Source organism: uncultured Alteromonas sp. (genome assembly GCF_963976965.1).
GTDB lineage: Bacteria > Pseudomonadota > Gammaproteobacteria > Enterobacterales > Alteromonadaceae > Alteromonas > Alteromonas naphthalenivorans.
In genome coordinates this window covers 25,676-49,034 of record NZ_CAXBMP010000022.1, presented here as the reverse complement: position 1 = coordinate 49,034, position 23,359 = coordinate 25,676, and the positions used below count along the sequence as shown (strand labels likewise).

Sequence of the window (23,359 nt, the reverse complement as noted above, 5' to 3'; positions counted from 1 at the left end):
TGTTCTTCTCCACTTATTCGTTTATCAGGCCAAGGGCTTGGTTGATTAGGTGGAAAACAACATTTTGTTCTATCACACCTTGTGCTAATTGACTTCCTGGTCCAGTTGCGTGTAATGCTATATCTTCACCAGAGTGTGTTTCAGATCCAAGTGGAATAAGTGCTTCTTGGTGATAACCGGCGGTAGTGGTATCTACATTGGTTAAGTTCATACGACCTGCCGCATTATCGTAGTTGTAACCTTCATCAGAATCGGTTTCTGTTCCAAGGTCACGAAAACCTAAGCCGTTGGTGTAACCTAATGTGGTATAAGGCGTGCCGTCAGACGCTGTAGCAGGTTCTTCTGCTCCAACATTAACCACTTTACCTAAAATGGGATTACCGCGTTTTGGGTAGCCTGCAATAGTAAATACATGGCCGTGATCAGCCGTTACTAAGATAAGTGTTTCAGATGGATCTGTGTTTTCATACGCGGCCATAACAGCGGCTTCAAACGCCAAAGTATCTGTAAGTGCACCGGCTGCATTGCCAGCATGGTGGGCATGGTCAATTCGGCCAGACTCAACCATTAAGAAGAAACCAGCGTCGTTGTTATCTAAGATGTTTACCGCAGCTTCGGTCATTTCAGCAATAGATGGCTCGCCCGCTACGTCATTGGCGCGGTCTGCTTCGTACTGCATGTGTGACTCGTTGAACAAAGCAAAAACCCGTTCAGTCGATTCAGTGTCTAAAGTGTCGAAGCCTGCTTGGTCAACAATATAAACACCATTTTCATACATCTGCTGCCATTCTGACGTAAGGTCTCGGTCGTCTGTACGATCGCCTTCTACTTCGCTAACTGCATCAGCGCTATTAAAAGACGCGTCTTTAGGTAAGAAGTGACGACGGCCACCGCCCATAACCACTTCAATACCGTCTACATCAACACCTGTATATCTGCCTTCTAGGAAGCTCTCAAAATTTACTAACTGATCGGCAATATCAATACAGCCAGCCGCAGCAGCCTCTTCTGGCATATCTGAAATATCTTCCCAGTTACGATCAGCTGATTTAGCGTAAGTGGCCGCAGGCGTAGCGTGTGTAATACGTGCAGTAGAGATAATACCGGTTGCTAACCCTTTAATTTCAGCAAGTTCAAGTGCAGTAATAACTTCATTGCCAGCAACGGTAGCGCATTCACCGCGTTCAATATCTTCGTCAACGCCAATAACACCCACATCCGTTTTTAGGCCCGACATCATCGCTGTCATCGTACCTGCTGAATCTGGAGTTTGTGCATCAACATTGTAGGTTTTAACCAACGCCGTGTGGGGGAAAGTTTCAAATGCCAAGTAACCTTCTTCGCCCAAACCGCCTTCAAGCTGCCCTTTGTGGATGCGCGCAGAAGTAAGCGTAGAAACCCCCATTCCGTCGCCTACAAACAAAATCACGTTTTTGGCTTTGAACTGGTTGTTTGTCACTAGTTTTTCAGTAAGTTTGCTTTGCGCATCTGAATACCATGCGTTATCTGTTTGGTGTTCGGGTAAAACAGCTGCTTGCAAACCAGATGAAGCAACCAGTGCAAGAGCACTAAGCTTCGTTTTCCAAGTACGATTCATCGTCGTTCCCTACATTGAATTTAAATTGTGATGGTCAGTTTTATTGTTAATTAGTACGCAAATCGACAAATGAAATTGATTCTCGTTATCATTTAAATGCGCTATTTTCAACGATATATCGTGAAAGTGACGTTTATTTGACAGATTTTTGAACGGGCTTTAACAAAGCAACTAATAGGTACAAAATTTAAGAAAAGGAGGGTAAGACTATTTGTAAGTTATCTTTACAAATTAGGGTGTTAGAAAAGCATGTTTAAAAGACAAATAATAAAATTAAATTTATGAAATTTTTAGTATGGCAGGAAGCTAAGTCTCAGATATCGCTACTTAAAAGTGTGATGTTGTAACATAACATTGGAGTGTGACACACACAATGTACTGCCTTGATCATACCAGTCACCTAACACGATTCTGGTAGCAGGTTTGCCATTGGCGGTAAGAGAATGAATGTTTGGGCGGTGTGTGTGTCCATGAATTAAGCGTTGAACATTGTGCTGCTCCATAACCTTAATCACTTCTGTGGGTGTCACATCCATAATGTCTGGCTTAAGGTGCTTTTGGTTCTCTTTACTTTCCGCTCGACCATTTCTTGCAACGCGGCGTCTGTACCATAAAGGCAAGGCTAGCATTAGCCTAGGCCACCACCAACCGCGAGATTTCTTTCTGAATTTTTGGTAAGCCACATCGTTAGTGCAAAGCTCGTCGCCGTGGGTGATAAGTGTGGGTGTCCCGTATAAGTCAATAACGGTGGGTTCGTTGATAAGTGTCATGCCCGCTTTATTTGTCCAGCCTTCGCGTATGGCAAAATCGCGATTGCCATGCATGAAATAGATAGGCACATGTTGGCTTAAAGTCTTGAATGCCTCTGCAATAGCGGTATTAAATGGGGTAACGTCATCATCGCCTATCCATACTTCAAATAAATCGCCCAGCACATATAAGGCATCGGCTTCCTTTGCATCGCTTTCTAAAAATTGCATTAGGCACGCTGTGATGTCAGGTCGATCTGCACTTAGGTGTAAATCGGCAATGAAGTAGGTAAATGACATAGAAATGGACAACTTTGAAAGGCGTTTGGAAAAAAGAGGCCGCTTTGAATGAGTACGGCCTTTGCTTAAGATGTAGCGATAGTGAGCATTTAAGGTTTGAAATGCTCACTTAACAGCACTAAGCGACAACCGCTTTTTCAATAACAACTGGCTCAACAGGTACATCTTGGTGATAACCGCTTGAACCGGTTTTAACGCTTTTAATTTTCTCAACTACGTCCATACCGTCGGTAACTTTACCGAATGCGCAGTAGCCCCAGCCATTCACTGATTCGCTAGTATGGTTAAGGAAGCTGTTATTACCCACGTTAATGAAGAACTGCGCAGTTGCTGAATGCGGATCGTTAGTACGTGCCATCGCAATAGTACCAATTTCGTTAGCAACGCCGTTGTTTGCTTCATTTTCAATAGTATCTTTGGTGTCTTTCTGATCCATATCTGCAGTGAAACCACCACCTTGAATCATGAAACCGTCAATTACACGGTGAAAAATAGTGTCATCGTAAAAACCTTCTTTAACATAAGCTAGAAAGTTCTCTACAGTTTTAGGGGCTTTGTCTTCAAATAATTCTAGGGTGATATCACCAAAGTTTGTTTTGAGAGTAACCATTTCTTCGTGTCCTGCCTTTAAATAAGTAAATACTTGGTAATATTACCGCATAACCAGCCATGCGGGGAAGTAGCGATGCTAAAAAGCATCGCAAAATCTTACCATTTGGCAACATACAGTGCTAAACTTTGCGGCCATTTTGATACTTAGGAATTCACTTTATGCTACACCTTTACAATACCCGTACCCGTGACAAGGCGAAATTCGTGCCGCTTCAAGAAGGGAAGGTGGGCTTGTATGTGTGTGGTATTACCGTGTACGACCTAAGCCATATGGGGCATGCTCGCACTTACCTTAGCTTTGATATCTTAGTTCGATACCTGCGTCATTTAGGTTTTGATGTGAAGTACGTTCGTAATATCACAGATATTGACGACAAAATTATTGCCCGTGCTAATGAAAACGGAGAAACCTTCGAAGCGTTAACTAAGCGCACCATTGGCATGATGCATGAAGACTTTGCTGCTATCAATTTACTTGAGCCAGACGTAGAGCCAACCGTTAGCGGCCATATGGATGAGATCATCGATATTATTAAGATATTGATGGATAAAGGCTTTGCATATCAGGCCTCAAATGGCGATGTATTATTTGATGTAAGCAAATTCCCTGAATATGGCAAGTTGAGTAAGCAAGACTTAGATCAGCTTCAATCTGGGTCCCGTGTTGAAGTGGCATTGGATAAAAACGACCCACTGGATTTTGTATTATGGAAGCCCGCTAAAGCCGGTGAGCCTGCATGGCAATCGCCGTGGGGTGAAGGCCGCCCTGGCTGGCACATTGAATGTTCTGCCATGAACAAAAAGCATTTGGGAGCACATTTTGATATTCACGGAGGAGGTTCTGATCTTACGTTCCCGCACCATGAGAACGAAGTGGCGCAGTCATGCTGTGCATTTGATACACCGTACGTAAACGTATGGATGCACGCTGGCATGGTGCAAGTAGACGACGAGAAAATGTCTAAGTCGTTAGGTAACTTTTTTACCCTTCGTGACGTATTACAAGAGCACGATGCTGAAACCTTGCGCTTCTTCTTAATGTCGGCACATTACCGTAGCCAGCTAAGTTACTCGCAAGATAACATTACCCAAGCAAAAGCGGCATTAGAGCGTTTATACACTGCGCTTCGTGGTGTATCAATAGATGAATCTACCGACCTTAGCTACGGCGGTTATTTAGCGCGCTTTGAAGCTGCCATGAATGACGATTTAAACGTACCTGAAGCATTTTCAGTATTGTTTGATGTGGCGCGTGAAATAAACCGTAATAAAGATAATGCCGAAGAAGCGAGTAAATTAGCGGCGGTACTTAAAGGTTTAGGTGCTATTTTGGGCATGCTGCAAAGCGACCCAGATGCTTACCTTAAAGGCGGTAGCGAAAACGATGATGAAGCCGCTGAGATTGAAGCGCTGATAAAACAGCGTAACGATGCGCGTGCAGCTAAAGATTGGGCAGCAGCAGATGCTGCGAGAGATGCACTTAACGCTAAGAATATAGTGTTAGAAGATGGGCCTGCAGGTACGACTTGGCGCAGAGGCTAGGTGCTCAAAACAAAAAAGGGCTTAGCTGACATCATCGGCTAAGCCCTGATTATCAAAAAACATTCGCTTAAAAACGCTTTTCAATACCAACTTCAAATCTACGTTGTGCACCATACCAACAGTTATTCGTGTCGTAACATGCACCAACATACTCTTTGTCGGTCAAGTTACTTACACTGCCTGTTAGTTTTAAATCGTACTCTGGCATGTCGTAAGACAATACCGCATCAACCAAGGTGTAAGAAGGCACAGTGTCGGTGTTGTACTTATCTGCTTGTGTTTCACCCACGTAGCGAACACCTGCACCTAGCATTAAGCCGTCTAGCGCATCATCGAAGAAGTAGTTCGCCCATACTGATGCACTTTCTTCTGCAACCCAAACTGGCGTTTTACCTACTACGTCTGGGTCCAATGTGTCTTCAGTTACTTCTAAATCTAACAAAGTAGCATTTGCTTGCAGTGAAAGGGCGTTGGTTACTTTAGTAGAAAGCTCTAGTTCAACACCTTTCGATTCAACTTCACCATTTTGCGTATATTGCGCAAAGTCTGACGTATTGACCACTACATTTTGTTTCGTCAGTACGAAGTACGCACCGGTAAACGTGGTTGCGCCATCACCGCTAATATACTTGGTTCCCACTTCAACTTGGTCAGCTGTAGTAGGTTTGAAAGCTTCGCCAGTAACTGAGTCGGTACCTGAAACTGGTTCGAAAGATTCAGCGTAGTTCGCATACATGCGCCAGCCTGAGTCAAACGTGTACATAGCGGCTACACGGCCTGAAAACTCATTTTGGTCAATTTCTGTGGTGCTGCCGTACTCAAAACCCGCATATACATTCTCTGCCACATCAGTGCTTTCAAATTGATCATATCGACCATTTAGCAAGAACGTGAAATTATCGATACGTATTTCATCTTGAAGATAAAAACCAATTTGCTCAATGTCGATAACGTGATCTTCTTGGTAGAAGTCGAGTGGTAGAGAATCTACATCGAACAAGTCATTATCGATATTGCTTAAATCTAGTACTGGCGTGTCGGTAGTTAATGTATCTCGATACGCAACGGTTGAGTCGGAATTTTGGTAATCGACACCGAACAATAGGTTGTGTGCCACATCACCGATTTGAACAAACCCAGCCACCTGCGTATCAACAGTCACACCGTCAATTTCTTCATCGGTAAGGTATGCTGAACGAGTTAGGTAAATATCGTCTGTAGGCGTACCTGAGTGATAGGTATTTTGTTGCAGGGCGTCAGCATCGGTATAGCGAAACTTTTGTAACACTGACCAGTTATCATTAAATTCATGGTTCAGTTTATAGCCAAGCATAAGTACTTCGCGAGAATAGCTGTTCCAGTTTTCATCACCTGCATAAACGCTGGCGTCAAGCTTTCCATAAGGTGCTTCGTAAAGGGTACCAACGCCTGGAAGTGGGGTAGAGGGCACCATTTGAGGGTCGTCTTGATAATAGGCAGATAAGGTAAGCTCCGTTGCCTTGCTAAGATCAATGGTAACTGAAGGCGCAATGGTATAACGCTCGTTTTCAGTAGTGTCCTGAAATCCATCTTGTTTTCTACCTAGTGCCACAACACGATAGCGCGCGTTGTCGGTAAGTTGGCCGGTAGTATCTACACCAAGCTCAAATAAGTTATCTGAACCTACCGCTGCACGAATTAAGGTTTCGTTTTCGTCTTTAGGGTATTTGGCAACTTGGTTAATCATGCCGCCAGGAGGAACGAGGCCATAAAGCGATGACGCAGGGCCTTTTAATATTTCTAAAGATTCTGTTGCGAAAGAATCAACTTGCGGATAAAGGTTCCAGCTGTTGTTACTTAAAAGAGGTAAGCCATCGTAAAAGGTTTGGTAGGTATCGAAGCCACGAATGGTAAATTGGTCAAAAATAGTGATGGTTGGGCGACTTTCAGTCGTTACTCCAGAGCTATAGCGCAAGGCTTCTGATACCGTTTGTGCTTGGCGCAATTGTAAAAGCTCTTGATCGATAACACTGATACTGACAGGCGAATCGATAGGGCGCAAAGAAGACTTAGTGGCCGTACTTCTGTACGACTGCATAGGGTTAACTTCAATGTGCTCAAGGCTTTCATCTTCTTGTTCTTGTGCAACTGGTGATGTAGCTACCGCTACCGCTATCGCTAATGCGGTTAAGGAAGGGTAAAACCAACCTTTACGACCGTTCGACATTCTTTATTTCCTCAAAATGTAAGACTAACAACCATTGGTATTGGTCAGAAGTCTACCATATGAGTATTGAAATAATAATAGTTATCATTAAGTTTTAATTTTTTGAGCGTGTACCTACAAGTTCTTCTCTATTGTTGTTTCTTCTGAAGGTTCTGTTACTGGCATTGTAGATTCCTTTTTAGCGAGCTCTGATTTCCAGCGCTGCTGTGCAATGTGTCCTTTCATCAATTCTAAGCATTCATTTACCACCTGTAATACTTCCTTATCTAAAGCATCGGCTGTAGGGGTGTAATCGTGCATACCCACTGAGATGAAATGGTCGATGCGCTCAGCATCTAAATCAGACAATAAGTTTACCAGCGACATGGTGACAATATCAGTTACTGATTCTTCCAGCGTGTTCTCAATTGTTTTACCAATTATGGGTAAGTAATTAAGCGTAGACACCTGAGAGTTTCCGCGCACCGCTTTGCCTACACTTTTGCGAACATGTTCACGTATCACTTCGCCATGTTCATCGTTACTTATAGATTGCCCTAAGTGATTAATAACACCCGCCATCCATTGGGTAATAACAGGGCGGCGTGGTGCAAGGACTTGCTCGGTAATCTCATCTACCAAGGGAGAGCCTGCGGCAATGTCTTTTTGTGCATCGCTCAATACTTTTACCACAATTCTGTCGCTGAGCTCTTCAACAAATACATCGTAATAGAAGGCGAAGAACCGAAATATGGCGGTGCGGTTTAAATCAATAATTTGATATTTGTGCAGCCGGTGCAAAATTGAAAATATGCGTAGGAAGCGGAACAGCCGCGTAGCCCCAAGAGGAATTAGCCCGACTAAATCGTACCAATGTAGAAAAGGGAAAAAATACCAACGCAGGTGCTCTTTGCGCACGATGGCAACAATCCACCTAAAACAAAACTCAGTAAGAAAAATGCCAATGAAGACTAAATCAACCAACAAGAAGTTGTGGTGAATGGGGTCGTAAGCGTTAATTAAAGCGGGGAAGAAGGCATCTATTTGAGAATAGATAAAATCGGTAGCGTACAAGGCATCGAAAATTAGCCATGCTAGGTTTAAAAATAAAATACCCAGCATGACTAAATCTAAGATTAACCAGGGCGTTTCATGACTGTTACGTAAATTGTCCCGGTTAATCCTTAGCATTGCTCTTATCCTTTGCTATTTAGCCTGTGCTATTTAATCTAGTGACGTCTACAAACAGCTTTAGCTTCTGGCCCGGCTGTAAGTAACGCGATGTATTAATGTTATTCCATTTGCCAATATTACTGATGCTGACATTGAATTTACTCGCTATGCGCGACAGGGAATCACCGTTTCTAACCGTATAGGTTACGCGTTTGGTTATAGCATCTGCGTTTTTTGAGTTGCTTTTGTTATTCTGCCAAACCACTAATTTGTTCCCAAGACGGAGCATGTCGCCAGGCGCCATATTGTTCCAACTCGCTAGTTTTTTAGTCGTAACACCATATTTACGCGCAATATCCCATAACGTATCACCTGAGCGAATAGTATGGGTAACTTTATATGCACCGTGCTTTTTGTTTTGCACACTGGCTAAACGCTGGCCTTGTGATAGGTCGTAATTGTCTAGGGCTTTCAAAGCCACAGGTACCATAATAGGTTGGCCAATACGAATAACGTTAGAGTTAAGCTCGTTAACTTGCTTAATCACTTTCACAGTGGTGTGATATTTATTCGCAAGTTTCCCTAAGCTATCACCTGGCTTCACCGTATGACGTACCCAATTCAATCGGTCGGTACGATCAATTTTAGCAAGCGCATCACTAAAGTCAGCGGCTTTGGTTAACGGTAACACTAATCTATGCGGGCCCTCTGGAGCAGTAGCCCAGCGGTTAAAGCCAGGGTTCAATGCATGTAACTCTTTAAGCGTCATGCCCGCAAGGTCGGCAGCAAAGGCCAAATCTACCTGTGAACCAATATCAACCACTTCGATAACGGCGACGTTTTCAACTTCAGGCCATGCAAAAGCATATTCATCACGATGTTTTAAAATGTCTGCCAATGCTAATAATTTCGGTACATACGCACGGGTTTCACGAGGTAAGTTTAACGACCAAAAATCGGTAGGCTTACCGGCTTTTTTATTTGCGCGAATGGCTTTAGATACACGACCTTCGCCACTGTTATACGCCGCTAGAGCATGTAGCCAATCGCCATCGAACATGTTCGATAAATAGGTTAGGTAATCTAAAGCACCTTTGGTGGACGCTATAACGTCACGACGCCCATCGTACCACCAGGTTTGCTCCATTCCGAAACGCTTGCCCGTACCGGGAATAAATTGCCACATACCAGCGGCTCGGCCATGAGAGTAGGCAAAAGGGTCGAAAGCACTTTCAACAATGGGCAATAACACCAATTCCATTGGCATATCACGCTTCTCTATTTCGTCAACAATGTAATAGAGAAACGGCTTGGCACGAGTAACCACACGTTTCATGTACTCTGGATGCTTTAAATACCAGTTTTTTTGTACATCAACGCGACGATCATCAGGAATATATAAATTAAGCCCGTCACTTACTCGCTGCCATACATTGGTAATAATGGCTTCGGTTTCTACTGAAGGGTCGTCAATAAGTTCCTCTGCTTCCGACAGCAGATTATCTTTAGGGTGCACTACATCAATAACGCCTTCGCGCGCTATTTCACAGTCTTCAATTGCTTCTGGTGTGTCGTGTAATGTGTTGCAAGGTTCAGTAGCGCCTTCAACATTTTGTACATTCACCACGTCTTCTTGTATTTGTTCTTCGGTGATTTGGCACCCACTTAGCCCTAACGCTAATAAAACGGGTGACAAAACAAACAACTTCAACTGCATGTAGAAGGGACCTCTCGAATACCTGCAAACCGCACATTCTACCTTCAGTGCGTTAGTTTTGCATTAAAACTCATCTTTCCAGCGCCGAACTGCAGCAAATACCGCTACATCGTCGCCCATGTTTTTTTCGCAATAAGCTTCGGCAGCAGTTTGTACAGAAAGTTCATGAGAACGTAAGAAAGGGTTAATTTGTTTTTGTTCAGCCAAATTTGAGGGTAGGGTTGGCATACCCATTTCTCGCTTTTTATCTACCCAAGATGAATAGTTTTGAAGGTTTTGATTTTCTGGTTCTACTTCTAAAGCAAAGCGTACGTTCGATTGAGTATATTCGTGAGTACAGTAAACCAGAGTGTTGTCGGGCAAGCGCTTCAGCTTGTTCAGCGAGTGCAACATTTGTTCAGGCGAACCTTCGAACAACCGACCACAACCTGCTGAAAATAAGGTATCGCCACAAAACAAAACGTTATGGCCAAAAAACGCAATATGATCGAGCGTATGACCGGGCACTTCCATTACTTGGAATTCTAAATCTAATACTGGAAGCTGTAAGGTATCGCCTTGCGAAACGGATTTAGTGATGCCACGAATATGACCCCCTCTTGGGCCAATAACGGGAAGGCCTGGGTTTGCTGAGACTAATTTGGCAATGCCACCCGTATGGTCATGATGGTGATGGGTTATTAATACGGCCGCTAAATGTAAATTTTCACTTTTTAAAAACGAGAGTACGGGCTCTGCATCGCCTGGGTCGACAACGATCGCTTGTTCGTTATTGTGAATACACCAGATGTAATTGTCGCTAAATGCTTCTATTGGAAAAATTGAAATGCCGTGAGGAAGAACGTTAGTCGTCATTGTGCACCTGCTTGTGTAGGTATAATTATGCGATACTATAAGAACTTGTTGTACACAGAGCAACCTTAAGGCACGCTTAGCAACTATGAGATCAGCATTTCATTCCCAAGCCCCTCGTTATCCTGAAGACTGGACCGACTTTCCAGCAGGAGAGCAAATTAAGCAAGCCATCACGCAGGTGTGCGACGACTACACCCAACGCATTTTTGGGTATCACTTCGTGAAACTCGGCAGTTTAAGTGCGCAAATACCGTTGAAGCAAAGCCCTATACGCAACATTATTAGCCAAGTGCCATTTAGTGCTATGCATTTAGAGCACGATGAAATAAGTGAAAGTGCGAATAATAGTGGTGAGCGGACAGAAAGCGTTGATAGTTCAGCAAGCCCCAAAATAGTAGGACAGTCACATCAGCTGCCATTTTCTGAAAACAGCATAGATGGCTTTTTACTAGCCAATGAATTGGACTTTGCGCAAGACCCTCACGAAATTTTACGGGAAGTAGACCGAGTTATTACTCAAAGTGGTTACGTTATTATTAGCGGGTTCAACCCGTTGAGTTTAGCCGGCATCGCCAAGTACTTACCGGTCAAGCGCGACAATAAACTGCATGACGCTCGTTTTTTTACCTCATATCGCATTAAAGATTGGTTGCAGCTGTTGGGCTTTGAAATTGTAGAACAGCGCCAAATTATGTTTTCTACATTGTTTTTTGAACAGCGGTGGGGTTACGCGAAAAACATTCAGCAATACCTTTCCACTTACTTCCCGTGGTGCAGTGCCGTTTACGTAATACTGGCCAGAAAGCGAGTAATGCCTATGACGGCTATTCGGCCAAAACTTCAACTAAAACGCCAGTTCTCTCCTGTCGGTGCCGCCAGCGCCAGAACTTCTTCATACAATAAAGCCAAAAGCTGAGACACCCACAGTTTTGGTCTAAGCCGAAACTTGGACACCCACAGTTTAGCTAACCGAAGCCGAAACTTGGACACCCACAGTTTAGCTAACCGAACCTAACCATGGACACCCACGATATTTCTGGGTGCTTAAACGTGGACACCCACGTTAATTTGGAATTTTAATCAGTGGATATCCATTTTTTGATTGGGGTTAAAACATGGATGTCCACTTTTATCACCGATTTGACGAGAGCCAAAAACAAGAAGCCAAAAACAAGACACCCACAACTCAGTTGGTCAATATAAAAGTGGGTGTCCGCAATAGAACTGGGATTTTAATAAGTGGGTGCCCATGTTTTTAGTGGCGTTAATACATGGATGTCCACTTTTAAACTAGGCAGAGAAACAAGAAAATCTACATCATTTTCCCATAAACAAAAAAGCCGCGTTGAGACTATCAACACGGCTTTCAAATTTTCTGGCGGTTCGTTTACCTAAAAAGTCAGCAACCCAGTTTTACTTAACGCGCATACCAGGCAATGCACCTTCGTGTGGCTCTAAGATATAAAGCTCATCACCACCAGGGCCGGCAGCTAATACCATGCCTTCAGACATACCAAAGCGCATCTTACGCGGTGCTAGGTTAGCCACCATTACGGTATGCTTCCCGATTAACGCCTCAGGCGAGTAGGCAGACTTAATACCTGCAAATACCTGCTTTGTTTCGCCGCCTAAATCTAGCTCTAAACGTAGAAGTTTGTCGGCCTTTTCAACATGCTCAGCGTTGGCGATACGTGCAATACGTAAATCTACTTTAGCGAAGTCGTCGAACGAGATTGTCTCGCTAATAGGATCTTTACCTAACGGGCTGTCTGGGTTAACCGTTGGCTTTGCTGGCTCTAGGTTTTCTTTTGAATCATCAACCATGGCGTCTACTTTCTCCATTTCTACACGTTGCATCATTGGCTTAAACTTGTTGATAGCGTGGCCCGTTAGCACGGTTTCAAGAGACGACCACGTAAACTCATCGTTCAAGAAGCCTTCCGCTTTTTCTGCCAATACTGGAAGCACAGGTTTTAAGTAAATGACCAACAGGCGGAACATATTAATACCCAACGAACATACATCGTGAGTGAACTGCTGTTTGGTTTCGTCTTTAATAGTTACCCAAGGGGCGTTGGTATCAATGAACTGGTTGGCTTTATCGGCCAATGTCATGATTTCACGTATTGCTTGATGGTAACGACGGCGCTCGAATAAATCGGCAATAGTGTCGGCTGCATTTTGGAACTCGGTAATAAGCTCGGGCTCTAACACGTTGTCAGACAATTTGCCGTCAAAACGCTTAGTAATAAAGCTGGCACAACGGCTAGCAATGTTTACTACCTTACCTACTAAGTCTGAATTCACTTTTTGAGCGAAATCGGTAAAGTTTAAGTCGATGTCGGTTACGCTATCGCCAAGCTTAGACGCAAAGTAATAACGTAAGTACTCTGGGTTTAAGTGGTCTAAATAAGTGCGCCCTTTAATAAAGGTGCCGCGAGACTTAGACATTTTCGCCCCATTCACCGTAACAAAACCGTGAATATTTACACCAGTAGGCTTACGGTAACCCGCACCTTCTAGCATGGCAGGCCAAAATAGGCAGTGGAAGTAGGTAATATCTTTACCGATAAAGTGGTAAAGCTCGGCGTCTGAATCGGCTTTCCAGAAATCGTCGAATTCCAAGTTATTTTGGTCGCAGAAGTTTTTAAAGCTGGCCATGTAGCCAACGGGGGCATCTACCCATACATAGAAAAACTTATTCGGCGCACCTGGAATTTCAAAGCCAAAGTAAGGTGCATCGCGGCTAATATCCCACTGCTGCAAACCTTCGGTAAACCACTCTTGAAGTTTGTTGGCCATTTCTTCTTGCAGGGCACCCGAGCGGATCCAGCCTTTAAGCATGTCTTCAAACTTAGGCAGGTCGAAAAAGAAATGTTCAGATTCTTTCAATACCGGCGTAGCACCCGATACCACACTGCGAGGGTTTTTAACCTCAGTAGGGCTGTAGGTTGCGCCGCACACATCACAGCTATCGCCGTTTTGATCTTCAGCACCACAGCTAGGGCAGGTACCCTTAACGAAGCGGTCTGGCAAAAACATTTCTTTTTGCGGATCGTATAATTGATTAATCGTACGCTTGCTAATGTAACCGGCGTTATCTAAACGAGTGTAAATTTCTTCACACAACGCCTTGTTTTCAGGCGAATGGGTTACATAGTAGTTGTCGTACTCTACGTGAAAATCGAGCAGGTCTTGGTGATGCTCTGCACGAGTTCTGGCCACCATTTCTTCTGGTGTAATGCCCAGTTCCTGCGCTTTAAGCATAACAGGTGTACCGTGTGCATCATCGGCACAAACACTGTAACATTCGTTTCCACGCAGACGCTGAAACCGTGTCCAGATATCGGTTTGAATGTGTTCAAGCAAGTGGCCTAAGTGAATAGAGCCATTGGCGTAGGGCAACGCACTGGTTACCAGAATGCGGCGATTTTCAGACATAATAACGTATAGATTCTTCGCGTTTCAAAATGGCTGCAAATACTAGCGGAAATCCGCGTTTTTTGCATTACGAAATTCACAAAATACCCCGTAGACAGGATAATTTATGTTCTTTTCCCGTAAAGCTAAGCCACTCATCGACAGAGTTGCGGCTATTTTAGCCAGCTATTTCAGTATTGAAGCCGACATTACCGCACGATGGTGTGCAGATAAGTTAGATTCAAATCAAGCCATTGGTGACAAAAAAGCTGACAACACGAAAGCTGATCACGAAACTCCTTCCAACACATTCACCATCAACTTACCGTTTTGTTATAAAACTCAGCAAGCAACAATTAAAGCTTACGTGCTAGAAGCACTAAAAGGCGAGCTTACCGATCAGCAATTGATTGTTACCCAGCACATAGCATCGGGTGAAACTAAAAATACTGCCGTTAATAATATTAAAAACATTATAGCCGTGGCATCAGGCAAAGGCGGGGTAGGCAAGTCGACCACCAGTATTAATTTGGCCTTTGCACTTATGCAAGAAGGGGCAAGTGTAGGCATTTTAGATGCTGACATTTACGGCCCATCTGTGCCTATTATGTTGGGCAATACTGACGCACATCCTCATAGCACTGATAACAAACACATGCAGCCGTTAAGCGCTCATGGATTGGTGGCAAACTCTATCGGCTACCTAGTGCCACAAGAAGACGCCGCTGTGTGGCGCGGCCCAATGGCGAGTAGGGCATTAAAACAGCTTATTGACGAAACCTTGTGGCCAGTGCTCGACTACTTAATTGTAGACATGCCGCCGGGTACTGGTGACATTCAGCTTACTATGGCGCAGCAAGTGCCGCTAACTGCTGCGGTAGTAGTAACCACACCCCAAGACTTAGCCCTAGCCGATGCCCAAAAAGGCATTAGCATGTTCGAAAAAGTGGGTGTGCCAGTATTGGGGCTTGTTGAAAACATGAGTTATTACCAATGCCGTGCCTGTGGCACCAAAGACTATGTGTTTTCAAAAGATGGCGGCGAAATCTTAGCTGAGCGACATGGCTTGCCACTACTAGGTCAATTACCACTCGATATCACCGTGCGCGAACACGCCGATGCAGGTACGCCATTGCTGGTAAGTGCACCTGAGAGCCCATTAAGTGAAAGCTACCGCGAAGCCGCTAGAGCGTTGTCGATGCAATTAGCGTTAACCGTTGTGCCCAGAACGCAGCAAAGCAAGCATATTAAAGGCGACCCCATTGGCGTTAACAGTAAGCTGTAAATGATAAATTTAAACAGAAATTAGTCACTTTTAACCGTCTCAGTTATTAATTTTGGTATTTAAAGTAAATAGAGCTTATAGCCAGTTGATTGGCGAGTGCTACATACGCATAATACCGCACACTTTATAGTAAGGACTTACCGCTTATGCGCCTTTGCGATCGCGATATATACGAACATTTAAAAGCTGGGAAAATAAAAATAGACCCAACTCCCGACTACGAAGAAATTAGTGGGGTGACGGTAGATATTCGCCTAGGTAATAAATTTCGCGTATTTGAAGATCATCAAGCACCTTACATCGATTTAAGCGGCCCTAAAGCGCAGGTACAAGAAGCGCTAGACCATGTAATGAGTGATGAAATTGAATTACCTGAAGGCAAAGCATTTTTCTTGCACCCAGGCGAGCTTGCACTGGCAATCACTCACGAATCTGTGACGCTGCCAGATTATATTGTAGGTTGGTTAGATGGGCGTTCATCGCTAGCACGATTAGGCCTGATGGTACATGTAACCGCACACAGAATCGATCCAGGTTGGTCTGGCAATATTGTGCTGGAATTCTACAACAGCGGAAAATTGCCGTTAGCTCTTCGCCCCAAGATGAAAATTGGAGCGTTAAGCTTTGAAGTGTTATCGAACCCCGCCGAAAAGCCATACAATGCCCGCGTAGATGCCAAATACAAGGGGCAAGACGGCGCAGTCGCCAGCCGTATATCGTCAGACGATAAAAACAGCGCCTAAACTCTACGGCGCAAAAACTCTATAAAGCAAAACATGTAACAAAACATGAAGTAAAGTATAAAAAGGATGCGCAGTGAGTGCCAATAAGCCGTTCGACAAAAGCTCGTTTATTATTCTTGTTGCCCTTCTTACTTCGCTTGCGCTTGGCTCAGGAATATACTTTTCAGATCTAAGTGCTGATATTGCACTTACCGCAGGCATTACCTTGTTTGTGGCTATATTATGGGTAACGGAAGCGCTGCCCATACCAGCCACTTCACTTATCCCGTTTGCACTATTTCCTCTTGCCGGGGTATTGACCCATGCCGAAGCGGCTTCATCGCTAGGTAGCCACGTTATTATCTTGCTAATGGCGGCGTTCATGCTATCGAAAGGGTTAGAGAAAGCTAACCTACATCAACGGTTCGCTATTTATATGCTACGAGTCACTGGGGCGGGAAGCCCGCTAAAGCTAATATTAAGTTTTATGCTGACCACCGCTATTTTAAGCATGTGGATAAGTAACACAGCCACCATTTTAATGATGCTACCTATGGCCATGGCCATTATTAATGCTATGGAAAACCCACGATTTGGTGTAGCCCTTATTTTAGGTATTGCTTATGCCGCAAGTCTAGGCGGCGTGGGCACGCCCATTGGCACGCCGCCCAATATTATTTTTATGAGCGTTTATGAAGAAACGCAAGGGCATGAATACAGCTTTATTGAGTGGATGAAAACTGGGGTGCCCATTGTACTGGTCTCTATTCCGCTAATGGCGTTGTGGCTAGCACGGGGGTTAACGCAAGTGGGTAACATTGCTTTACCTCAACCAGGCAAATGGACAGTGGCCGAAAAGCGCGTTTTGGCGATATTCGGCACCGTCGCCATGGCGTGGGTATTCAGGCCGTTCTGGAGTGCGTGGTTAGGTATTACCACTATTAGCGATAGCACCATTGCGGTAGCCGGTGTTGTGGCCATGTTTATGACCAATAACGGTGAAACAACGCCTGCCACTGAAACGCGCAAAGGCCAACACGACAAATTACTCGACTGGAAAACCGCCAATAATATTCCTTGGGGCATGTTGTTATTGTTCGCTGGTGGTATTTGTATTGCTAAAGCGTTTAAATCATCGGGCTTGAGCGTGCTAATGGGGGAGTGGCTTACCGGGCTTTCAACCCTACCGGTGATTTTCCTTATTCTGGGTATCTGTTTATTTGTAACCTTCTTGACCGAAATTACATCGAATACCGCCACAGCCACACTACTTATGCCAATATTAGCGGCAGCAGGCTTTGCGGTAGGTGTAGATCCTAAACTACTAATGATACCCGCCGCTATTAGCGCTAGTTGTGCGTTTATGCTGCCAGTAGCTACCGCGCCAAACGCAATTGCTTATTCCACCGAGAAGTTTGATATAAAAACCATGGCACGAGAGGGCATAGTGCTTAACGTAATTGTTGCCTTAGTGGTAACAGGTGTGTGTTATTTAACGTTATAAAAACGGCGTTGTGCACCGGAATTTGCAGTTTTATATTACAAACTGATTAGCAATTAAGCGCTTAATCAAGGATTTGTGTAATTGTCGTTGCATTGTGACTAAAAATAAGTAGACTTATCGGCTCTTTCGGTCGGTGTGTGGCGCAGCTTGGTAGCGCACTGTCATGGGGTGTCAGGGGTCGGAGGTTCAAATCCTCTCACACCGACCAATCTCTTCCTCGCTTTCAGCGATGCCCCTAGTTCTAAATTTCAGTTTGTGTACTCACCACGTGTACTCATCTGTACTCTACAGACAATCTTTAGTCAGTCAACTAGCTTTTTCGAGAGCTTGAGTAAAGTAACCTCGTGATATTAAGTTAAATGCGATCAATATTCTGGATATTTAAGTGGTAGCGGTTACTAGCGTACCTTAGCTGATTGTAATTCAAAAACATCTTAGTATGCATTAAATACTACCTTTGTAAGACAAACCTGCTGGTGATGACGGTTAGAATACTACCTTTGTAGGACAAACCTGCTAGTGCTGACGGTTAGAATACTACCTTTGTAGGACAAACCAGCTAGTACTGACGGTTAGAATACTACCTATATTGGACAAACCTGCTGGTGATGACGGGTAGAATACTACCTTTGTAGGACAAACCTGCTAGTACTGGCGGTCAGAATACTACCTATATTGGACAAACTCGCTAGTGCTGACGGTTAGAATACTACCTATATTGGACAAACCTGCTAGTACTGGCGGTCAGAATACTACCTATATTGGACAAACCTGCTAGTACTGGCGGTCTGAATACTACCTATATTGGACAAACCTGCTGGTGATGACGGGTAGAATACTACCTTTGTAGGACAAACCTGCTAGTACTGGCGGTCAGAATACTACCTATATTGGACAAACTCGCTAGTGCTGACGGTTAGAATACTACCTATATTGGACAAACCTGCTAGTACTGGCGGTCAGAATACTACCTATATTGGACAAACCTGCTGGTGATGACGGTTAGAATACTACCTTTGTAGGACAAGGTGCTATGGACTTTTATCTGGATAACTCTTTCCCATGGCAGAACGTTAAGACGAATCCAATCATGAAGGTTTAAAGATCTTTTTGGGTTAAAAAAGTTAAGTACCTTGCTACTATCAGCTCTTTAATAGTGGGGGAATCTGGTGGGTGCTCTTGATAAAGAACTCAACAAATGCCGATAACTAGTTATTCTAAATGCTGGTAGAAGCGGTTCCGATAATACATCTGATCGATGGTCGTTAAATATGGATGTAGATGAAAATTTACGAGGGTGCAATGCACGCTTGAACGACGTTGGACGAGAAGAGTTAAGTATCGTTTGCTCTGAAGCAAAAATCTTTATACCTTCCAATTTCTTCAACCGCTTTTGCTTGAGCAGTGAATTTTAAGAAAGATTAACATATCGCTGCAAGAGCTTTGCTCATCCAAGACAAAGTAGCCAGTCTGTGAGGGTGATTATGAGGTAGCTTCTGCATAAAGGCGAGTGGTTTAATATTTTTGTATTTGAGACAAGCAATGACGACTTGCTCAGATAAATCTGTACGCCTCATAAGAGACTCTTCGTCCAGTTTATATATGGCGTCGATGACATCAAAAAACTCCTTTTCAAGCGGACGGTCATAGTATTTTGCTATTACTTTTATTACCTCCTTCTGGCGAGGAGTAGGTATATAAGTCCCAACTATAGGGCTATAGCACTGGCCAAAAGCCACATCTAAATCATCTAACCATTTGTATTTCCGTAAGTTGGCTGGCTGAATTACTTCTAAAAAAATAGGTAGTAATTCAAGTTCTTCTGCAAAGATAAGGTGTTTAATCGTGATCATTCTTACACCTGTAAAATGTTTGCTTTTACTGCACTCATTAACAATAAACTTTGCGGTTTCAGGGGGCGCATGAATCGCGGCATCATGAGCTAGCATTGCTAGGATACTATCGTCTTGAAAGTGCTTTGTTATACAAGCAAGTAATATATTATTATCATCCTTTTCTTCCGCAATTCTTAAAACGTTACCAAAAAGAAGGGGAGTTGAGTGTGTTCTCTCTAGTAGTGAACTGCAAATTTCGGATAATGATGAAGGCTCATAGTTAGGCATTGTTTTTCCTTCTGATTTATTATGAATTGTTATTATTAACACAGGAAAAACATAGGTGTTTTATGCAGTTATGAAAATGTGACACGTGTCACACTAATGCTTGCGGAATACTTTAAACCTAATATCAGGATTGTTTAAAAAATATTGTGAATTTAAAACATTGAGTTTCTGTAAGGCATAAAAACTAGTCTGTATTGTCTGTTTCCTAAAGCATTTTTTCGGTGTAATAAATAAAAAAGTCTCACAGAAAAGCAATTTGACCCGTCATCGACAAAATCACGATTAAAACCTTCTCTCTGTAAAAGACCTTGAAGCCTTTTACTGTCAAAATCATTCGGCGACGGTATGTGAATGACTTACAAGAGAAAAATATTTGATATATACTTTAGTATAGTGATGGGCGTTGAAATAAAGCTAAACAACGTTTTCTATCAGATGTATTGCAACAATTAAAAGGACTTGGATGTGGCAAGTGAAAAGCAAATAGAACTTTCATGGTTATTCCCCGACTTCGCAAATCTTACTTTTTTTCCCCAGACTAGCGTTGAGTTAAGTAGCTTCTTTGTTATTTTTCTATGGATTGTTACGTTTATCGCTTCAGTCGTATTTTTGAACAAATATGTTAGATCGAAAGAGCGATTAGATTGGTTATACGGTCTTCTTAATGAACTAGAACGTGACGATATCGCCCATAGAAGAGAAGACTTGTTAAACGAGGCAAAAAAAAGAGACAAGGATATAGGCTTCTTATGGATGGAATTCGACGAAACTCTCGTTGAGGTTCAAAAAAATGACAGAATCGAAATTAGAAATACATTAGACGCCGCTCATTTTTTTAACACACATACTTTAGCTAGCGGAGTAACTGAAAATAGACTAGTTGCTGCTGTGCCCGGTTTTTTGACGGCATTGGGTGTTATAGGGACATTTATTGGTTTGCAACTAGGGTTGAGTCAACTAGAGCTTGGTGCAGGTGTTGATGTTAACGAGATGCAAGACGGTGTGGCAGGTGTTGTAGAAGGCGCTAAAATTGCGTTTTTAACTTCTGTTTGGGGGGTATTTTTAAGTGTAATTTTTAATTTTGGGGAAAAGTGGCTCGAGCAAAGCACTAGAAAGAAGATTAGAAGCATTGAGTACATAGTTGATAAGCTTTTTCCAAGGATCAGGCCCGAAGAACAGCTCCAAAATATCTCTGAGAATAGCAACGAGTCTAGGGAAGTTCTTCAAGGATTAGCTGAACAAATTGGAGAGAGGATGCAAGAAGCCGTTGTAACAGCAACTCAGGGAATACAGTCTAGTTTAGAAAATAGCCTATCTGAGATAATGGCTCCTGCAATTAATAAGCTAGTAGAGACGACTTCTGAAGGTAATCAAAAAGCATTAGATGGCTTACTTGAAAATTTCATGGAAGGATTTGGAAGAGCAGGGAATCAACAGAGAGAAGCTTTGGATGATGTTTCTATAAGAGTTAATTCTGCTGTAGATTCGATGCAAACGACAATGAGCAACTTTGTGGAACAGCTCCAGAAGTCTCAAGCGGAATCAGGCGATAGAGAGAAAGCCTTAATTGCTGACATATCAAATCAGGTAAGTGGCCTTACATCTCAATCAGAAGCTATTCACGAAAAGTTAACTCGATTTGTTGAAAATCAAGTTGATGAAATGTCGTCTCAGATGCAAAAAAGGGAAGATGCTTCCGCAAAACGTGATACTGAACTTGTTCAAACTATTAAATCTCAAGTAGATGAATTAATCGAAAACTCTCGTTATCAAGGCGAGACACTTACGAATTTTGTACAGACTCAGCTAAATGGCTTAACACACTCTTTTAACGAAAGAGACGCTAAAGTAAAAGATATTGAAGATGAGCGTATGAGGGCATATGAAGCTCGCAGTGATGAGTTCCAGAAAAAATTATCTTCTTTTTTCGAATCTCAAATATCCTCAATGGGTTCTCAAATAGAGACACGAGAGAAGGCTTCAGCTGACCGAGAAAAAGAGCTGGTTTCTGTAATTAGGGCCCAAATTGACGAACTAGTAAATAATTCCAGAGCTCAAGGGGAAACATTAACCAGCTTTGTTGAGTCACAACTCAGCGGACTAACTAAAAACTTTGATGAGCGTGAAAAGCGCTCAAATGAATTGGAACAAGCGCGTAACCTGAAGATTGAGCAGCAAACCCAAGCGATTTCCTCGCTATCTAATGAAATTCTCCGGTCAGTAGAAAAATCAGTAAGCGATCAGGTTGCTACTGTTAAACAATTGATAGCCCAAGGACAAACGCTTCAAAACAGTATTAATTCATCAGTAGATGCCAGTGCGCAAGCTACACAAGCCATGCGCGAGTCTTCTACTGAACTGCGTGTTTCAGCAGATAATATGCGGGTTTTGAGCTCTCATGTTAACGATGCTGGAAATAAGTTGTCTGGTGCAATAAAAGAAGCTGTGGAAAGTACTGCGGATTTAGCAAATCAAAATCAAATGTCTGCTGAAAAGATGGAAATCTTACGCGAAGAGCTTCTAAGCGACGTATCTCGATTTGGTCAGCTAACTACTCAACTCAACGAACTCATAGAAAGCGCAGGCTCAACATTTTCTGAACTCAAATTTAGTCAAAAACAATTTATTGCTGAGCTCAATAGTGAAGTTGAAAAACTTAATAGAAACATGACTCAACAGTTAGAAGACTATGCTGAACAGGCAAATGGACAAACTGCCGCTCACCTAAAAGTTTGGTCTCAATCAGTACACGAGTACTCAACGCAGATGAATAACGCGGTTAAAGCACTCTCCAGTGTTGTAGACGAAATGCAAGTAAAGCTGGGGTAACGTATGGATAGGTTATTTAATCGCGGTGGCACGAAGGTCGATGAAGAAAACCCGTATTGGATGTCTTTTTCAGATTTGATGTCAGGATTGTTAGTAATTTTTATTCTAGCGGCAGTAGCGCTGATCATCGAGCTAACCCAAAAGTCAGAAAAAATAGATGCAAGTATTGAGGAGCTGAAAAAAGCAGAAGAAGCTCGCAGAAACATTCTTATCGACATTCAGGAAGAACTTGCTAAGCAAAACATTCATGTTGAAATAGTAGAGAACGATACAGTGCTACGAATCCCTGAAAGTACACTTTCATTCGAGTCTGCAAAAGATACGTTACCGGAGGATGAACAAACACAAGATGAAGTTAAAGCAATAGGGATAGCGTTGCATAAAGCAATTACTACCAATATGCGATGGAGGTACTTAGATACCGTATTTGTAGAAGGGCACACCGATAGCGTTGGGATCTACTATAGAGGTAAAGGAAACTGGGGGCTTTCTGCCGATAGGGCCGTTTCTATTTGGAAGCTGTGGCAAACTGAAATACCGGTAGTACCAAGATTAAGTGAGCTTGAAAATTTCAATGGCCAATTATTGTTTTCTGTAAGCGGTTACGCTGATACAAGGCGCCTAGACTTGACTGAGGAAACCGCTGAGCAACGAGCAAAAAATCGAAGGATTGATATTCGTTTTACGGTCAAAAAACCCAAGCTTGAAGACTATGAGAGAGCGAAAGATGTTTAGCGGGCTCGTTT

Annotated in this window: 16 protein-coding genes and 1 tRNA gene; 8 read left to right on the top strand and 9 right to left on the bottom strand. The window is 43.1% G+C overall.

Annotated elements, in window-relative coordinates:
* Positions 1–13: 13 nt before the first annotated feature.
* From AAC006_RS15520 to AAC006_RS15510, 3 genes are all read right to left on the bottom strand, one after another.
* On the bottom strand, positions 14–1,597 hold the full coding sequence (locus tag AAC006_RS15520; protein ID WP_126871476.1) for an alkaline phosphatase: 1,584 nt from the start codon (positions 1,595–1,597) through the stop codon (positions 14–16).
* Between the two features lie 323 nt (positions 1,598–1,920).
* Positions 1,921–2,646, bottom strand: a complete 726-nt coding sequence (lpxH, locus tag AAC006_RS15515; RefSeq protein WP_126871477.1) for a UDP-2,3-diacylglucosamine diphosphatase — start codon at positions 2,644–2,646, stop codon at positions 1,921–1,923.
* Between the two features lie 118 nt (positions 2,647–2,764).
* Positions 2,765–3,256: a peptidylprolyl isomerase gene (locus AAC006_RS15510; RefSeq protein ID WP_013783527.1), complete on the bottom strand. Its 492-nt coding sequence runs from the start codon at positions 3,254–3,256 to the stop codon at positions 2,765–2,767.
* A 161-nt stretch (positions 3,257–3,417) separates the two neighbouring features.
* Here AAC006_RS15510 and cysS point away from each other — a divergent pair, with 161 nt between their 5' ends.
* A complete protein-coding gene (gene cysS, locus AAC006_RS15505; protein ID WP_126871478.1) occupies positions 3,418–4,800 on the top strand; it encodes a cysteine--tRNA ligase in 1,383 nt (460 codons plus the stop codon).
* A gap of 67 nt (positions 4,801–4,867) precedes the next feature.
* On the opposite strand, the gene AAC006_RS15500 is transcribed toward cysS, so the two are convergent.
* From AAC006_RS15500 to gloB, 4 genes are all read right to left on the bottom strand, one after another.
* Complete coding sequence (locus tag AAC006_RS15500; protein ID WP_126871479.1) at positions 4,868–7,006, bottom strand: TonB-dependent siderophore receptor; 2,139 nt, start codon at positions 7,004–7,006, stop codon at positions 4,868–4,870.
* A gap of 114 nt (positions 7,007–7,120) precedes the next feature.
* Complete coding sequence (locus tag AAC006_RS15495; RefSeq protein WP_126871480.1) at positions 7,121–8,176, bottom strand: ion transporter; 1,056 nt, start codon at positions 8,174–8,176, stop codon at positions 7,121–7,123.
* A gap of 19 nt (positions 8,177–8,195) precedes the next feature.
* Positions 8,196–9,875, bottom strand: a complete 1,680-nt coding sequence (locus tag AAC006_RS15490; RefSeq protein ID WP_013783531.1) for a LysM peptidoglycan-binding domain-containing protein — start codon at positions 9,873–9,875, stop codon at positions 8,196–8,198.
* A gap of 63 nt (positions 9,876–9,938) precedes the next feature.
* Positions 9,939–10,730, bottom strand: a complete 792-nt coding sequence (gene gloB / locus AAC006_RS15485) for a hydroxyacylglutathione hydrolase (RefSeq protein WP_013783532.1) — start codon at positions 10,728–10,730, stop codon at positions 9,939–9,941.
* A gap of 85 nt (positions 10,731–10,815) precedes the next feature.
* Between gloB and AAC006_RS15480 the strand changes: the two genes are divergently transcribed.
* Positions 10,816–11,646, top strand: a complete 831-nt coding sequence (locus tag AAC006_RS15480) for a methyltransferase domain-containing protein (protein ID WP_013783533.1) — start codon at positions 10,816–10,818, stop codon at positions 11,644–11,646.
* Positions 11,647–12,143: 497 nt separating this feature from the next.
* Here the strand turns inward: AAC006_RS15480 and metG are convergent, their stop codons facing one another.
* Complete coding sequence (metG, locus tag AAC006_RS15475; protein ID WP_126871481.1) at positions 12,144–14,171, bottom strand: methionine--tRNA ligase; 2,028 nt, start codon at positions 14,169–14,171, stop codon at positions 12,144–12,146.
* 106 nt (positions 14,172–14,277) lie between these two features.
* Here metG and apbC point away from each other — a divergent pair, with 106 nt between their 5' ends.
* The 4 genes from apbC (at position 14,278) to AAC006_RS15455 (ending at position 17,869) form a co-directional block, all read left to right on the top strand.
* The gene (gene apbC, locus AAC006_RS15470; RefSeq protein ID WP_126871482.1) at positions 14,278–15,435 is read left to right on the top strand and encodes an iron-sulfur cluster carrier protein ApbC; all 1,158 of its coding nucleotides are present in this window, start codon (positions 14,278–14,280) and stop codon (positions 15,433–15,435) included.
* A 146-nt stretch (positions 15,436–15,581) separates the two neighbouring features.
* Complete coding sequence (dcd, locus tag AAC006_RS15465) at positions 15,582–16,178, top strand: dCTP deaminase (protein WP_057791038.1); 597 nt, start codon at positions 15,582–15,584, stop codon at positions 16,176–16,178.
* A gap of 73 nt (positions 16,179–16,251) precedes the next feature.
* Positions 16,252–17,661 carry an SLC13 family permease gene (locus AAC006_RS15460; protein WP_126871483.1) on the top strand — a complete coding sequence of 470 codons (1,410 nt, stop codon included), beginning with the start codon at positions 16,252–16,254 and terminating at the stop codon, positions 17,659–17,661.
* Positions 17,662–17,792: 131 nt separating this feature from the next.
* A tRNA-Pro gene (locus tag AAC006_RS15455) sits at positions 17,793–17,869 on the top strand.
* 1,213 nt (positions 17,870–19,082) lie between these two features.
* On the opposite strand, the gene AAC006_RS15450 is transcribed toward AAC006_RS15455, so the two are convergent.
* Entirely contained in the window at positions 19,083–19,784 is a 702-nt protein-coding gene (locus tag AAC006_RS15450) for a hypothetical protein (protein ID WP_339891852.1), read from the bottom strand.
* A 465-nt stretch (positions 19,785–20,249) separates the two neighbouring features.
* On the opposite strand from AAC006_RS15450, the gene zorA reads away from it, so the two are divergent.
* Together zorA and AAC006_RS15440 are read left to right on the top strand one after the other, a co-directional pair.
* Positions 20,250–22,613: an anti-phage ZorAB system protein ZorA gene (gene zorA, locus AAC006_RS15445; protein ID WP_339891851.1), complete on the top strand. Its 2,364-nt coding sequence runs from the start codon at positions 20,250–20,252 to the stop codon at positions 22,611–22,613.
* Positions 22,614–22,616: 3 nt separating this feature from the next.
* Complete coding sequence (locus tag AAC006_RS15440; RefSeq protein ID WP_332932372.1) at positions 22,617–23,348, top strand: OmpA family protein; 732 nt, start codon at positions 22,617–22,619, stop codon at positions 23,346–23,348.
* Positions 23,349–23,359 lie beyond the last annotated feature (11 nt).